Raw genomic sequence first — 14529 nt, forward strand, 5'->3', positions numbered from 1 at the left:
TCCAATGGCCCCACTTGATCGCAAATTGCTGAGGGATCTGGCCCGTCTCTGGTCGCAGAGCCTGGCGATTGCCCTTGTGCTGGCGGTCGGGGTGGCGATCCTGGTTATGATGGCTGGGGCGGAGCGCGCGCTGCGAGAAACGCGCGACACGTTTTACGAACGCAACCAGTTTGGTCAGGTCTTTGCCACGGTGACCCGTGCCCCTCGTGAGGTTTTGGACCGGGTGCGCGCCCTTCCCGGTGTCGCCGTTGCCGAGGTGCGGGTGCGACGGAATGTTGTGCTGGATATCGATGATATGCGGGCGCCGGGGGCCGGGATGCTGCTGTCGTTGCCGGCTGGCACCGCTCCTCGTCTGAACAAGCCCAGCCTGACCACCGGACGTATGCCGCTGCTGGGCAGAATGGGCGAAGTGGTGGTCAATGAAACCTTCGCAAAGGCACATGGGTTTCAGCCCGGTGACAGGTTTCATGCCCTGTTCAACGGCCAGCGACATGCGCTGACCATCGTGGGCACGGCCCTTTCGCCGGAGTTCATCTATACGATCGGCCCCGGAGCCTTCATGCCGGATGACAAACGGTTCGGGGTGATCTGGATGGACGAGGCGGCGCTTGCTTCGGCCTTCAACCTGACCGGTGCCTTCAACGACATCAGCCTGTCGGCAGAACCCGGCGCAGATCTGCAGGACATCCTGCGCCGACTTGATCTGATCCTGGCGCCCTTTGGGGGCACCGGCGCTTACCTGCGCAAAGATCAGCAATCGCATATGTTTCTGGATGCCGAACTGACCCAGCTTGCCAGCATGGTCAAAGTGGTGCCGCCGATTTTTTTGATCGTCTCGGCTTTTCTGGTCAACATGGTTCTGGGGCGGCTGGTTGCGCTGGAACGTGAACAGATCGGGCTGCTCAAGGCGCTGGGCTATAACGGTGCGGAAATTGTCTGGCACTATGTCAAACTGGCGCTCGCGATTGGAGCGTTTGGGGTTGTGATCGGCTGGGCGTTTGGCCTGTGGGCGGGGCAGGGGATCGCCCGGCTTTATGCGGATTTCTTCCACTTTCCCTATCTGGTGTTTTTGCCCTCCCCCCCGGTCTATGCGCTGGCCGGGCTGGCTGGCCTGATGGCTGCGGCACTGGGGGCGGTCTTTGCGGTGCGCAATGTTGTGTTTCTCAGCCCCGCCGTTGCCATGTCCCCACCTGCTCCGCTGAAGTTTCGAAAGGGGCTTGCGGACCGGATGATCCATTGGTTGCGGCTCAGCCAGACCAGCATGATGATCTGGCGCTCCCTGTCTCGCTGGCCCCTGCGCGCCGGGCTGACCACTCTGGGCATCGCCACTTCGGCGGCGGTGATGGTGGCCGCGCTGTTCATGTTCGATGCGATGGATGCGCTTTTGGACAAGTCATTTGTCCAACTCAACCGTCAGGACGTTGTGCTGAGTTTCACAAATGAGCGCCCGCAGTCTGTCTTGGAAGATGTGGACCATCTGCCGGGGGTTCTGGTCAGCGAAAGCGTCTGGGCAATGCCGGTGCGCCTGACACACGGGGCGCGCAGCAAACGCGCGGTTCTGGAGGCGCGCGAGGAAAACGCTGACCTGACGCGCCTGCTGTCGGAGCAGGGCCAGCCGCTGGACCCCGGAAGTGGGGTGATCCTGACGCGCCGACTGGCCGATCAGCTTGACCTTGCGCTGGGCGAAGACGTGACGCTGAATTTTCCCTTGCTCGGGGCGGGCACGTCCCGTCTGCCGCTGGTGGGGTATGCGGAACAGGGCTTTGGGATGGGGGCCTATGTCAGCCCGCATGTCTTGTCGCGTTTGACCGGGCAGGCGGTGCGGGTCACGCAGGCCAACCTGTTGATTGATCAAGAGCAGCGCGATGCTTTTTATCAAGTGTCCAAGACCACGCCGGCCCTTTCGGGAATGGTGGAAATGGCCGCGATCCGGCAAAGTTTTACCGATACCATTGCCCAGAATGCCGGAATGATGACTGCCATCAACTCGATCATGGCGGCGCTGATTGCTGTTGGGGTTGTCTATAATGCTGCACGGATCCAGCTGTCTGAGCGGGCACGGGAACTGGCCAGCCTGCGCATCCTTGGCTTTACCAAGGCCGAGGTCAGCTACATTCTGATGGGAGAGCTGGCCCTTCTGACGAGCCTCGCAATTCCCCTTGGGCTGGTGATGGGCCACGGGCTGGCGGCGCTTATGGCGGTTGGATTTGAAAGTGATCTCTACGCGATCCCACTGCATATTGCGCGTGGGACCTATGTGCGGGCCGCGTGGGTTGTGGCGCTTGCCTCCGTGCTGTCTGCCGCAGTGGTGTGGCGGCGCATTGACCAGATGGATCTGGTGTCTGTCATGAAAACAAGGGAGTAACCCGAATGTCTGGACGTGAAAACACAAAGATCTGGCGCAAGTTCGGGCTGGGATCCCTGGCTGTGATCGGGGTTGTGGCGCTGATCTATGTGGCCAGCCGCCCCGAAGCCGTCCCGGTGGATCTGGCTGAGGTGGGGCGCGGGCCGCTGGAGGTGACCATCAATGCCGAGGGGCAGACCAGGATCCGCGATATCTATGACCTGTCCGCCCCGGTAACAGGTCAGATGGACCGCAGCCCTCTGCGGGTCGGGGATATGGTGGTGGCCGGGGAAACGCTTGTGGCGCGCATCGCCCCCGGCGCGCCCGCATTTTTGGATGACCGGTCCCGTGCGCAGGCCGAAGCCGCCGTGGCCCAGGCCGAAGCCGCGTTGCAACTTGCCCGTTCAAACATCGCCATGGCTGAGGCGGATCTGGGCCATGCACAGGTCAATCTCAGCCGCCTCGTGGACCTTCATGCACGTGGCACCGCCCCGCAAACCCAGCTTGATGCGGCAGAGCTGTCGCTGGACCTTGCGGCGGCCAAGCTTGATGCGGCCCATGCCCAATATGAAATGCGCAAAGGTGAGCTGGCCGCACAGACCGCGACCTTGATCGAACCCGAAAGCGGGCGGGGCGATGAGGACAGGTCCTCATGTTGTCTGGACCTGCTGGCCCCGGTATCCGGCACCGTGCTGAGCATCGCCCATGAAAGCGCGCGTATGGTGCAGGCGGGGACACCAATCCTGTCCATTGGTGAGACGAGTGACCTTGAAATTACGGCGGATCTCCTCTCCTCGGATGCAGTGCGGCTGACGCCTGGTGCGCGGGCTTATGTTGAACGCTGGGGCGGTGGGGAAACCCTGATGGCACATCTTCGGGTGATAGAACCCTCTGGTTTCACAAAGCTTTCTGCGCTGGGCATTGAAGAACAGCGGGTCAAGGTGCGGTTGGATTTCGACAGTCCGACCGAGGCGAGAGCGGCCCTTGGACATGGGTTCCGCACCTATCTGCGCATTGTCGAATGGTCGGCAGAGGACGTGTTGCGTGTGCCGGTCTCGGCGTTGTTCAGATCTGGGGGCGAATGGGCGGTTTTCGTGGCAGAAAACGATTTGGCTTATCTGCGGAAGGTATTGATTTCGCATCGGAATGAGGATTTTGCCGAAGTGGCAGAGGGCCTGCTTGAAGGGGAGCAGGTCATCACCCATCCCGGTGACCGTGTAGGGCATGAGGTATTGATCGCTGACCGGGCTTTGCTTGCGGGGGACTAGATCTTTCCGTTTACAAGCTGATTGACAGAGCTGACGGGAATCAGGCAGGTATTTGTTATCCGCAGCGATGGCGTCGCTGCACCGGGCCTGCGCCACGGATCCTTGGGAGGTTTCCCAGCCGTTTGATCCGCCGCAGTTCCCCGACCGGAGATCAACTGTCCTGAACGCCGGGGCATTGATTGGCCGGGCATGACCATCCCAAAACCCATCCCGGCCTCGGATATGGAGATGCTTATGCAACGTCCTCAGTTCTTTGTCTGTGAAAACGGTGAAAAAGCCCCGCTGCCCTTTTCAAATACCGAATATGAACGCCGGCTGACGCAGCTGCGGGCCATTATGGCGGCGAAAGGGATCGAGGCCGCCCTGTTCACCTCAATGCACAATATCGCCTATTATTCGGGCTTTCTGTATTGCTCCTTTGGGCGCCCCTACGGCTGCGTGGTCACCGCTGACCGCTGCACCACGATCAGCGCCAATATTGATGCAGGGCAACCGTGGCGGCGCAGCTTTGGCGACAACGTGATCTACACTGATTGGGAGCGAAACAATTACTGGCGCGCGGTGCGAGAGGTTGCCGGTGGCGCAAGGCAGATCGGGATCGAAGGTGATCATCTGACACTGGCCCAGCAGGCGCTTGCGAAAGAGTTTCTGCAAGGTGCCGAGCTTGTCGACATTGCTGCGGACACGATGCAGGCGCGGATGATCAAATCCGCAGAAGAGATCGCGCTGATCCGCGACGGGGCGCGGGTGGCAGATGTCGGTGGCGCTGCAATTCGCGACGCGATACGTCTGGGCGCCCGCGAAATTGACATTGCCATGGCCGGACGGGATGCGATGGAAGAGGAAATCTCCCGCGCGCATCCCGACAGCGAAATCCGTGACAGTTGGGTCTGGTTTCAGTCCGGCATCAACACAGACGGTGCCCATAACCCGGTGACCACGCGCCGACTGGAAGCAGGCGACATCCTGTCCCTGAACACGTTTCCGATGATCTCGGGCTATTACACCGCTTTGGAACGCACGCTGTTCATTGGTGAGCCGGACCGCGACAGCCTGCGCATCTGGGAAGCCAATGTGGCCGCGCATGAGCTGGGGCTGAGCCTGATCAAGCCGGGGGCGACCTGTTCGGGCATTACGGCTGAAATCAACAGGTTTTTTGAAAGTGAAAACCTGCTGCAATATCGCTCCTTTGGCTATGGGCACTCGTTTGGCGTTCTATCGCATTACTATGGGCGCGAGGCGGGGCTGGAGCTGCGCGAAGACATCGACACGGTGCTGGAGCCCGGAATGGTGGTCTCGATGGAGCCGATGCTGTTCCTGCCGGAGGGCCAGCCGGGGGCGGGTGGATACCGCGAACATGACATTCTTGTCGTGGGTGAAGCGGGGGCCGAAAATATCACCGGCTTCCCCTATGGCCCGGAACACAACATTGTTGCGATCTAACACATGCCGGATGGCAGCTGAGGTCACGGCGTGACCTCAGCGCGCGCAATTGTGAGATGCTCTTGAGGTTTCGGACCTGTTCCGTCTCAGATGGCGACAGATACCCTTTAAGATGAAGCGATGGTGTTGCTGTCCCTGCGTATGGTTGTCTGAGTTTCGATTCGAGATCAAAAGCTTTGCAATCTCGTAAGAAAATATCAAAAAACGGGGTAGGGGCGGCAATATGATTGTTTCCAATCAAGTCTGACGAAAATGTATCATTGGATCCAATCACTGCCAATACCTTGTCGTTAATGGACAAAAAACGTCGCTTTCCTGTTGCAATCTGTCCGCGCTTCGTGTTGGCTTTATCTTACGCACCAAAAGGCTGCAGGGAAGAGCTGGGTTCAGCTCCGGGACAGCCGAAAAAAATAAGATGCCTGTGAAGCAAGCGCAGGCGCTGCAACAGAGAGCCCGAAAACGGGTACAGGGGGGTCACTTGACCGATACTGCTGCGAACGACGGTTTCGTCGTATTTGATCGTGTTCAGAAAAGCTATGACGGGGTTAACCTGGTCGTGAAAGACCTCAACCTGTCCGTGGGTAAGGGCGAATTCCTGACCATGCTCGGGCCGTCCGGATCCGGGAAAACCACCTGCCTGATGATGCTGGCAGGGTTTGAAACCGCAACCCATGGCGACATTCTGCTGGACGGTCGACCGATCAACAATATTCCGCCGCACAAGCGCGGCATTGGCATGGTTTTCCAGAACTACGCCCTGTTTCCGCATATGACGATTGCCGAAAACCTCGCCTTCCCGTTGGAAGTGCGCAAAATGGGCAAATCCGAGCGCGAAGCGAAGATCAAACGCGCGCTGGATATGGTGGAAATGGGCGCTTTCGGTGGTCGCCGCCCCGCCCAGCTTTCGGGCGGTCAGCAACAACGGGTCGCCTTGGCCCGTGCGCTGGTGTTCGAACCGGAACTGGTGCTGATGGACGAACCGCTGGGTGCGCTTGACAAACAGCTGCGCGAAAAGATGCAGTTCGAAATCACCCATCTGGCACATCAGTTGGGGATCACCACGGTTTACGTGACCCATGACCAGACCGAAGCGCTGACCATGTCGGACAATGTCGCCGTGTTTGATGATGGCCGCATTCAGCAGCTGGCGCCGCCGGCGGATCTTTATGAAAAGCCGCAAAACAGTTTTGTCGCGCAGTTCATCGGGGAGAACAACACTCTGGAGGGGGTTGTCACCGAGATGAAGGGCGACACATGTGTGGTGCGTCTGGATGATGGGGAAGAGCTTGATGCCACCCCGATCAATGTGTCCAAAGTGGGCGAGCGCACCAAAGTGTCGATCCGCCCCGAGCGTGTCGAATACAATAAAGAACGCCTGCAGGAAGGCGCTCATACCCTCAAGGCCGAAGTGCTTGAGTTCATTTATATGGGTGACATTTTCCGCACCCGTCTGCGTGTGGCCGGTAATGAAGACTTCATTATCAAGACCCGCAACGCCCCTGATGTTGATCGTCTGGTCCCGGGCCAGCAGATCGAAATCGGCTGGCTTCCGCAGGATTGCCGCGCGCTGGACGCCTAAGATATTGCCTTTGCCGCCTTCGGGGCCGCTGGGTGCCCGATGGGTGGCAACGGTGAACAGTCCGGGGCCACGCTGCCGCCCGTCTGCCGGCCCCAAGAAAATTACGGGAATGTAACAGGGAGAAAAATATGAAAGTAGCTAAGTTTCTTGCGGCCTCGACGGCACTGACCGTTGCCGCTGGCGTTGCAAACGCCGAAGAAATGTCGAACGAGCTGACCCTCGTGTCCTGGGGCGGTGCCTATCAGGAAAGCCAGCACAAGGCCTATGTTGAACCCTATCTGGCGATGAACCCGGGCCTGACCGTGACCTGGGACACCTCGTCGGCAGAAGCCGTGGCCAAAATGCGCGCCATGAATGAAGCCGGCAACGTGACCTGGGACCTGGTGGATGCCGTGGCCTCGGACTCGATGCGCCTGTGCGACGAAGGTCTGGCGGAAGAGCTGAACCATGACGAAATGCTGGCCGCTGCCCCCGATGGCACCCCGGCATCCGAAGACATGGATCCGCTGATCGTATCTGACTGTTTTGTTCCGCAGATCGTTTATTCGACCACCTTCGGCTATCGCACCGATATGGTGGGGGACACCCCGCCGACTGATGTCTGCGCGATCTTCGACACGGCCACCTATCCGGGTAAGCGTTCGCTGCAAAAACGCCCGATCGACAACATGGAATGGGCTCTCTATTGCGACGGCGTTGCCAAAGATGAGATCTATGACGTGCTGGGCACCGACGAAGGTGTAGACCGTGCGTTCAAGAAGCTCGACAGCATCAAGTCGGACGTTGTCTGGTGGACTGCTGGTGCGGAAACCCCGCAGCTGCTGGCTGACGGCGAAGTGGTGTTCGGCTCGACCTTCAACGGTCGCCTGTTCTCGGCCATTGCCGAGCAGAACCAGCCGATTGGTATGCTCTGGGACATGCAGTCGTTTGACCTTGATGGTTGGGTGCTGCCCGCCAACCTGCCGGCAGATCGCCGTGCCCGTGCGCTGGACTTCCTGAAGTTCGCCACCGACACCCAGCGTCTGGCAGACCAGGCCGCCTACATCTCCTACGGTCCGTCGCGTAAGTCGTCGGCTCCGCTGGTGGGTAAACACGCGGAACTGGGCATCGACATGGCGCCGCACATGCCGACCGATCCTGCCAACTCTGGCAACATTCACGTCTATGACTACGAATGGTGGGCAGACAACCGCGACGATCTGAACGCGAAGTTTGAAGCCTGGCTGGCCAAGTAATTCCAGCTTTCGAAGGGGGCTGCGCCGCAGTATGCGGCCCCCTTCACCCCGCGGTCCGAATTCCGGTTGCCAATTGGTGCCGCGTGATTTTCTTTATTTTCCAGACCTTTCGTTAGTCACTTTCGACATGCTGCAACAAAACAAAAAGGCGTAAGCCGACAGGGATGATATGAGCGATATGACAGATACCGGCCCGGTTCTGGCCGCAGACGGGACCCCACTCAAGCGCAGCTTGGCGCGTGCGCTCAGGCGGCAGAAAATGCGCGCCCTGATGCTGATCGCTCCTTTGCTGATCTTTATTCTGGTCAGTTTCATTCTGCCTGTAGGCGATATGCTCTATCGCTCGGTCAAAAACGACATCGTGGCCGACACCTTGCCGCGCACGGTTGTGGCCATCCAGGACTGGGATGCGAATTCAGGCGAGTTGCCAAGTGAAGCGGTCTATGCCGCAATGGCGGCAGATCTGAAAGACGCAGCCGAGGCGAAGACCCACACAAAGGTCGGCACACGTCTGAACTATGAAAACCCCGGTATCGCGTCGGCCTTCCGCAAGGCGGGCCGCAAGGCCAAGAAATTTGATATCGAAAATGGCGGCCCGTGGAAAGAAGAGCTGATCGATCTGAACAAGGCCTGGGCGGACACTGAGGTCTGGCGCACCATTCAGACCTATTCGCCGCGTGTCACGCAGGGCTATTTCCTGAACGCCGTTGACATGCGGGTCGGGCCGGATGGCGCCGAGGCGCGTCCCGAAGACGAACAGATCTACATGAACCTTCTGGGGCGCACCCTTTGGATGTCTTTGCTGATTACGTTCAGCTGTATCATGCTGGCCTATCCGGTGGCCTGGATCCTGGCCAATCTGCCGATGCGGATCTCAAACCTTCTGATGATCCTGGTGCTGCTGCCGTTCTGGACCTCGCTTCTGGTGCGGACCTCGGCCTGGAAAATCCTGCTGCAGCAACAGGGGGTGATCAACGACCTGTTGGTTTGGGTCGGGTTTATCGCGGATGACAGTCGTCTGGTCATCATCAACAACCAGACCGGGACCATCATTGCGATGACCCATATTCTGCTGCCCTTCATGATCCTGCCGATGTATTCGGTGATGCAGACCATCCCGCCCAGCTACCTGCGGGCCGCGAAATCTCTGGGGGCCACGGATTGGACCGCGTTCTGGAGGGTTTATTTCCCGCAGACGGTGCCGGGTATCGGTGCGGGCTCGATCCTCGTCTTCATCCTCGCGATCGGTTACTACATCACGCCGGCGCTGGTTGGTGGCACCAAGGGCACCTTCATTTCGAACCAGATTGCCTACCACATCTCGACCTCGCTCAATTGGGGTCTGGCAGCGGCACTGGGCGCCATTCTCCTCGCGGTCGTGCTGGTCCTTTATTGGGCCTATGACAAGATCGTGGGCATCGACAACGTGAAACTGGGATAAACACTATGGGACTTCCTCCTTATGCCTCCACCGGCCAACGGATCTGGTACTATACGTTCCGGTTCATCTGCGGTCTGATCTTCTTTTTCCTTATCGCACCGATTGTGGTGGTGATCCCGCTGAGCTTCAACGCACAGGATTTCTTCACCTTCACACCGGAAATGCTGCGCCTGGATCCTGACGGCTATTCGCTGAAACACTACCGCGATTTCTTCTCGAATGCGGATTGGCAATCGTCGCTGTGGAACTCGGTGCGCATTGCACCGGTGGCAACGCTTCTGTCGGTGGGCTTCGGGACGCTGGCGGCAATCGGCCTCAGCCAACCGCATGTGCCATACCGACGCGCGATCATGGCGATCCTGATTTCGCCGATGATCGTGCCCCTGATCATCTCAGCTGCGGGGATGTATTTCTTCTATTCCCGTCTGGGCCTGCAGGGGTCTTACTGGGGAGTGGTGCTGGCCCATGCCGCGCTGGGGATCCCGTTTGTGATCATTACGGTGACCGCAACGCTGGTGGGCTTTGACCGCTCTTTGACACGGGCTGCGGCGAATATGGGCGCCGATCCGGTGACCACGTTCTTCCGGGTGCAGATGCCGCTCATCCTGCCCGGCGTGATTTCCGGGGCCCTCTTTGCCTTTATCACCTCGTTTGACGAAGTGGTTGTGGTGCTGTTTGTCGGCTCTGCCGGTCAGAAAACCCTGCCTTGGCAGATGTTCCTGGGCCTGCGCGAGCAGATCTCACCGACCATTCTGGCGGTGGCCACCATCCTCGTGGTGATCTCGATTGCCCTGCTGACCACCGTGGAACTGCTGCGTCGCCGGTCTGAGCGCCTGCGTGGTATGTCACCCGGTTAATCCGGGGGTCATAAATCCCAAAAGAAAACGGCGTCCCAAAGCGGGGCGCCGTTTTTTGTTCAGGTGTTTCCAGTCATCTTTGGGGGCAACAATAACTCGAAACGCTTTTGGGGAAATCAAGGTCAGGCGGGTGGGATGGAAAGGAATTGTTAACGCTTTTGCGCGATGCCTGACATGATGGCTCGTTTTGCACCCCAGCCCGATCTCGTTTTCCGGTGCCCCGCGCCCCGCAGCCCCTTGCGGCCCCCGGTGTGCCCCACTAATCTCTGATGAGGTCGGCCCAGGACGGGCCAATACACGCGACTATGAAAGCAGGCAGAATGCACGACCCTATTGATCTTTACAACAATACCCTTGTCCCCATGGTGGTTGAGCAAACCTCGCGCGGGGAACGGGCTTATGATATTTTCTCGCGCCTTCTGAAAGAACGCATCGTGTTCGTGAACGGGCCGATTCATGATGGCATGTCGAGCCTGATCGTGGCGCAGCTTCTGCATCTCGAAGCGGAAAATCCGAAAAAAGAAATCTCGATGTATATCAACTCGCCCGGCGGCGTGGTGACCTCTGGCCTGTCGATCTATGACACGATGCAGTATATCAAGCCGAAAGTGTCGACCCTGGTGATTGGTCAGGCCGCGTCGATGGGGTCGGTCCTGTCGGTGGCTGGTGAAAAGGGGATGCGGTTTTCCTTGCCGCATTCGCGCATCATGGTGCACCAGCCCTCGGGCGGATATCAGGGGCAGGCGACCGATATCATGATCCATGCGGCCGAGACCCAGAAGGTCAAGGACACCCTGCATCAGATCTATGTAAAACACACAGGCAACTCGCTGAAAAACGTGGAGAAAGCGCTGGAGCGCGACAACTTCATGTCGCCGCAGGAGGCCAAGGATTGGGGACATATCGACGAGATCGTCGAGAACCGCCCCAAGACAGAAGACGAGTAACTTGAGGTGAGGCAGCCCATTTGCTGCCTGTGATTAAAAAGGCCATGTGGAAAATCGCATTGTGCCCAACCGGCCCCTGTCCTAAGCTAAAGGCGCAGGGGCCGTTTCAGGCCCGAACGGGCATTTCATGTTTCGGGCGCAGGCCCTAGGGAAGACAAGATGGCGAATAATTCCTCCGGTGACAGCAAAAACACCCTCTATTGTTCTTTCTGCGGAAAGAGCCAGCACGAGGTGCGTAAGCTGATTGCTGGTCCCACCGTATTTATCTGTGATGAATGCGTCGAACTTTGCATGGACATTATTCGTGAGGAAACCAAATCCTCTGGCCTCAAGGCCGCGGATGGGGTTCCGACACCGCAGGAAATCTGCGGGGTTCTGGACGATTACGTGATCGGTCAGGCCCATGCAAAACGCGTGCTCGCCGTGGCGGTGCACAACCATTACAAACGTCTGAACCATGCGGCAAAATCCGGCGAGGATATCGAGCTGGCCAAGTCGAACATCCTTCTGATTGGCCCAACGGGCTGTGGTAAAACCCTTCTGGCCCAGACGCTTGCCCGTATTCTGGACGTGCCCTTCACCATGGCGGATGCGACGACACTGACGGAGGCCGGTTATGTGGGCGAAGATGTGGAAAACATCATCCTCAAGCTGCTTCAGGCCTCGGAATACAATGTCGAACGCGCGCAGCGCGGCATTGTCTATATTGACGAGGTCGACAAGATCACCCGCAAATCCGACAATCCGTCGATTACCCGCGATGTGTCGGGCGAGGGGGTGCAGCAGGCGCTTCTGAAAATCATGGAAGGCACGGTTGCCTCCGTGCCGCCGCAAGGTGGGCGCAAACATCCGCAGCAGGAATTCCTGCAGGTCGACACGACCAATATTCTTTTCATTTGCGGCGGCGCATTTGCGGGCCTCGACCGGATCATTGCCCAACGTGGCAAAGGGTCGGCCATCGGCTTTGGTGCCGAAGTGAAGGATGATGATGATCGCGGCGTGGGCGAGATTTTCAAGGAGCTGGAGCCGGAAGATCTTCTGAAATTCGGGCTGATTCCCGAATTTGTCGGGCGTCTGCCGGTGATTGCAACGCTGGAAGATCTGGATGCAGACGCGCTGGTCACGATCCTGACCGCGCCGAAAAACGCCTTGGTGAAACAGTATCAACGCCTGTTTGAACTGGAAGAGGCGCAGCTGACCTTTACCGAAGATGCGCTCACCGCCATCGCCAAACGCGCGATTGAGCGTAAAACCGGTGCGCGGGGCCTGCGGTCGATCATGGAAGATATCCTGCTCGATACAATGTTTGACCTGCCGGCTTTGGAGAATGTGGATGAAGTTGTGGTCAATGAAGAGGCCGTCACCTCGGATGCGTCGCCGCTGATCATCTACGCAAAAGGGGAACAGGAAGGCGCCTCTGCCAGCTGACAAGCCCCTGAGAGCTACTAAGAAAGCCACCCTTCGCAGGGTGGCTTTTGCGTTGCAGGAACCAGGTGAGGGGAAAACAGCGCAGAGCCAGTCAAATCAAAGCAAAGCACTGGACCTTTGCACGTCTTTGCGCCATATGAGGTTGAGAGAAAGCGGAGATTGACATGCGGCTACTGTCCCTTCTGACCTGGTATCACGGCGAAACCATCGGCACCTGGCTCTTTACCCGGCGCAAAGGCGTCAAGGTGGGTGAAGATGAGCAGGGGAATGTGTTTTACCGCAACAAGGATGACAGCCGCCGCTGGGTGATCTTCAAAGGGGAACCTGAGGCAAGCCGCGTGAGCCCGGATTGGCACGGCTGGCTGCACCACACCTTTGACAACTGCCCGTCCGAGGCACCGCTTGAGCATAAAGGCTGGGAAAAACCCCATCAGGACAACCTGACCGGCTCGCCTGCCGCCTATGCACCGGCTGGATCGCTGCGTCAGGCGCAACCGGCTGAGCGTCGCGATTATGAGGCCTGGCAGCCGGAATAACCCGCGCTATCGCAGACAGAAACGGGGGCGAGATGAGCCAATCCCACACCACCGAAGTTATCACCGGCGGCGTTGTTCTGGCAGCCGCCGTGGCCTTTCTCGTCTATGCGGGACAAATTGTTGGAATTTCCGGTAGCAGCCATCTGGACAGTTATTCCGCCTCTTTCCGATCCGCTGACGGGATTTCGATTGGCACGGATGTGCGCCTTGCTGGTGTGAAAGTGGGGCAGATCACGGGTATTTCGCTGAACCCGGAAACTTTCCGGGCCGAAGCAGCGTTTTCCGTGCAATCCGATGTGGCGCTTCCTGAAGACACGGCTGTCATCATTTCGTCCGAAGGCCTGCTGGGGGGCTCCTATGTGGAGCTTCTGCCGGGGGGCTCTCCGTTCAATCTTGAGCCAGGTGCGGAGATTGAGGATACGCAGGGGTCGGTCAGCCTGGTCCAGCTTTTGATGAAATTCGTCTCCGATGGTGGAGGGGAGAAGTGATTTTTCGCGCATTTGTCAGTGCTATTGCCCTGCTTGCCCCGCTGGCGGCAACAGCCCAGACGGCAAAGGCCCCTGGTGCCATGCTGCGCGGTCTGGATAAGATTTCTGGCAGCTACGAGGATTTTTCACTGACCGCTGGTGAAACAGTTCTGCTAGGCAAATTGCAGATCACCTTGGGGGAATGCCGCTATCCGACCGACAACCCGTCAGGTGATGCTTTCGCTTGGTTGGTTGTGCGGGATGGAAACTCAGAGAAAACCGCCTTTGAGGGCTGGATGATTTCCTCAAGCCCCGGGCTGAACGGCCTGGATCATCCGCGCTATGATGTCTGGGTGCTGCGCTGCACCACCGAATAAGCGTCCGGTAACGGGCGGGACGTCAGGCTGGCCCGGCTTCCAAGGGCTTTCGACAAACGCTCATGATAGTCGGCACGCGGGATTTCGATCGCTCCGAGGCTGGCCAGATGTGGCGTCAGGAACTGCGTATCAAAGAGCTTAAACCCGCAATCTTCCAGATGCCTGGTCAGGTAGGCGAGGGCAATTTTTGACGCGTCCCGACGGCGCGAAAACATGCTTTCACCAAAAAAGGCAGCCCCCAGAGTGACGCCATAGACGCCCCCCGCCAGCGTATGGCCATCCCAGAGCTCGAGGGAATGGGCATGCCCCATCTGATGCAAGTCGCAATAAAGTGCAAAAATCTCGTCGTTGATCCAGGTTTCATCGCGGTCTGCACAGCCCTTCACGACGCCCGCGAAATCCCGGTTCAGGGTCACGGTCATTGGTGATTTTCGGATGGTGCGGCGGAGGGATCGCGAAAGGTGAAAGCCGCCGTTCGGAAAGATACCGCGCTCTCTCGGGTCGACCCAGAAAATCTCTGGGTCGTCCCGGCTTTCTGCCATTGGAAACACGCCCATTGCGTAGGCGCGCAACAATAACTCAGCGGTGAGGGGGGGAGGGGCCAAAG

The 14529-nt window shown here is 58.5% G+C and carries 12 protein-coding genes and 1 pseudogene; 12 read left to right on the top strand and 1 reads right to left on the bottom strand.

The features are described from left to right. Positions 1 to 4 precede the first annotated feature (4 nt). The 12 genes and pseudogenes from XMD517_RS00820 to XMD517_RS00875 all read left to right on the top strand — a co-directional run bounded on the left by XMD517_RS00820 (position 5) and on the right by XMD517_RS00875 (position 13922). Positions 5 to 2365, top strand: a complete 2361-nt coding sequence (locus tag XMD517_RS00820; protein WP_173485538.1) for an ABC transporter permease — start codon at positions 5 to 7, stop codon at positions 2363 to 2365. 5 nt (positions 2366 to 2370) lie between these two features. Further along, positions 2371 to 3612: an efflux RND transporter periplasmic adaptor subunit gene (locus tag XMD517_RS00825; protein WP_173485539.1), complete on the top strand. Its 1242-nt coding sequence runs from the start codon at positions 2371 to 2373 to the stop codon at positions 3610 to 3612. A gap of 234 nt (positions 3613 to 3846) precedes the next feature. After that, entirely contained in the window at positions 3847 to 5055 is a 1209-nt protein-coding gene (locus XMD517_RS00830; protein WP_254450018.1) for an aminopeptidase P family protein, read from the top strand. Positions 5056 to 5533: 478 nt separating this feature from the next. After that, entirely contained in the window at positions 5534 to 6634 is a 1101-nt protein-coding gene (locus XMD517_RS00835; protein WP_254449635.1) for an ABC transporter ATP-binding protein, read from the top strand. A gap of 128 nt (positions 6635 to 6762) precedes the next feature. Further along, complete coding sequence (locus XMD517_RS00840) at positions 6763 to 7869, top strand: extracellular solute-binding protein (protein WP_173485541.1); 1107 nt, start codon at positions 6763 to 6765, stop codon at positions 7867 to 7869. A gap of 169 nt (positions 7870 to 8038) precedes the next feature. Beyond that, the gene (locus XMD517_RS00845) at positions 8039 to 9310 is read left to right on the top strand and encodes an ABC transporter permease (RefSeq protein ID WP_173485542.1); all 1272 of its coding nucleotides are present in this window, start codon (positions 8039 to 8041) and stop codon (positions 9308 to 9310) included. A 5-nt stretch (positions 9311 to 9315) separates the two neighbouring features. Continuing rightward, positions 9316 to 10167, top strand: a pseudogene (locus XMD517_RS00850) (ABC transporter permease); the annotation flags it as partial. Positions 10168 to 10487: 320 nt separating this feature from the next. Then, entirely contained in the window at positions 10488 to 11114 is a 627-nt protein-coding gene (locus tag XMD517_RS00855; RefSeq protein ID WP_173485544.1) for an ATP-dependent Clp protease proteolytic subunit, read from the top strand. Between the two features lie 159 nt (positions 11115 to 11273). Then, positions 11274 to 12542: an ATP-dependent Clp protease ATP-binding subunit ClpX gene (gene clpX / locus XMD517_RS00860; RefSeq protein ID WP_173485545.1), complete on the top strand. Its 1269-nt coding sequence runs from the start codon at positions 11274 to 11276 to the stop codon at positions 12540 to 12542. A gap of 164 nt (positions 12543 to 12706) precedes the next feature. Next, positions 12707 to 13078, top strand: coding sequence for an NADH:ubiquinone oxidoreductase subunit NDUFA12 (locus XMD517_RS00865; RefSeq protein WP_173485546.1), 372 nt, complete (start codon positions 12707 to 12709; stop codon positions 13076 to 13078). 32 nt (positions 13079 to 13110) lie between these two features. After that, on the top strand, positions 13111 to 13566 hold the full coding sequence (mlaD, locus tag XMD517_RS00870; RefSeq protein WP_173488095.1) for an outer membrane lipid asymmetry maintenance protein MlaD: 456 nt from the start codon (positions 13111 to 13113) through the stop codon (positions 13564 to 13566). Beyond that, positions 13563 to 13922 carry a DUF2155 domain-containing protein gene (locus tag XMD517_RS00875; protein WP_311197160.1) on the top strand — a complete coding sequence of 120 codons (360 nt, stop codon included), beginning with the start codon at positions 13563 to 13565 and terminating at the stop codon, positions 13920 to 13922. The genes mlaD and XMD517_RS00875 overlap by 4 nt, the downstream gene beginning before the upstream one ends. On the opposite strand, the gene aat is transcribed toward XMD517_RS00875, so the two are convergent. Continuing rightward, positions 13886 to 14527, bottom strand: a complete 642-nt coding sequence (gene aat, locus XMD517_RS00880) for a leucyl/phenylalanyl-tRNA--protein transferase (protein ID WP_173485548.1) — start codon at positions 14525 to 14527, stop codon at positions 13886 to 13888. The genes XMD517_RS00875 and aat overlap by 37 nt on opposite strands. Positions 14528 to 14529 lie beyond the last annotated feature (2 nt).

It is taken from the genome of Aliiroseovarius sp. xm-d-517 (genome assembly GCF_013283135.1).
Classification (GTDB): Bacteria; Pseudomonadota; Alphaproteobacteria; order Rhodobacterales; family Rhodobacteraceae; genus Aliiroseovarius; species Aliiroseovarius crassostreae.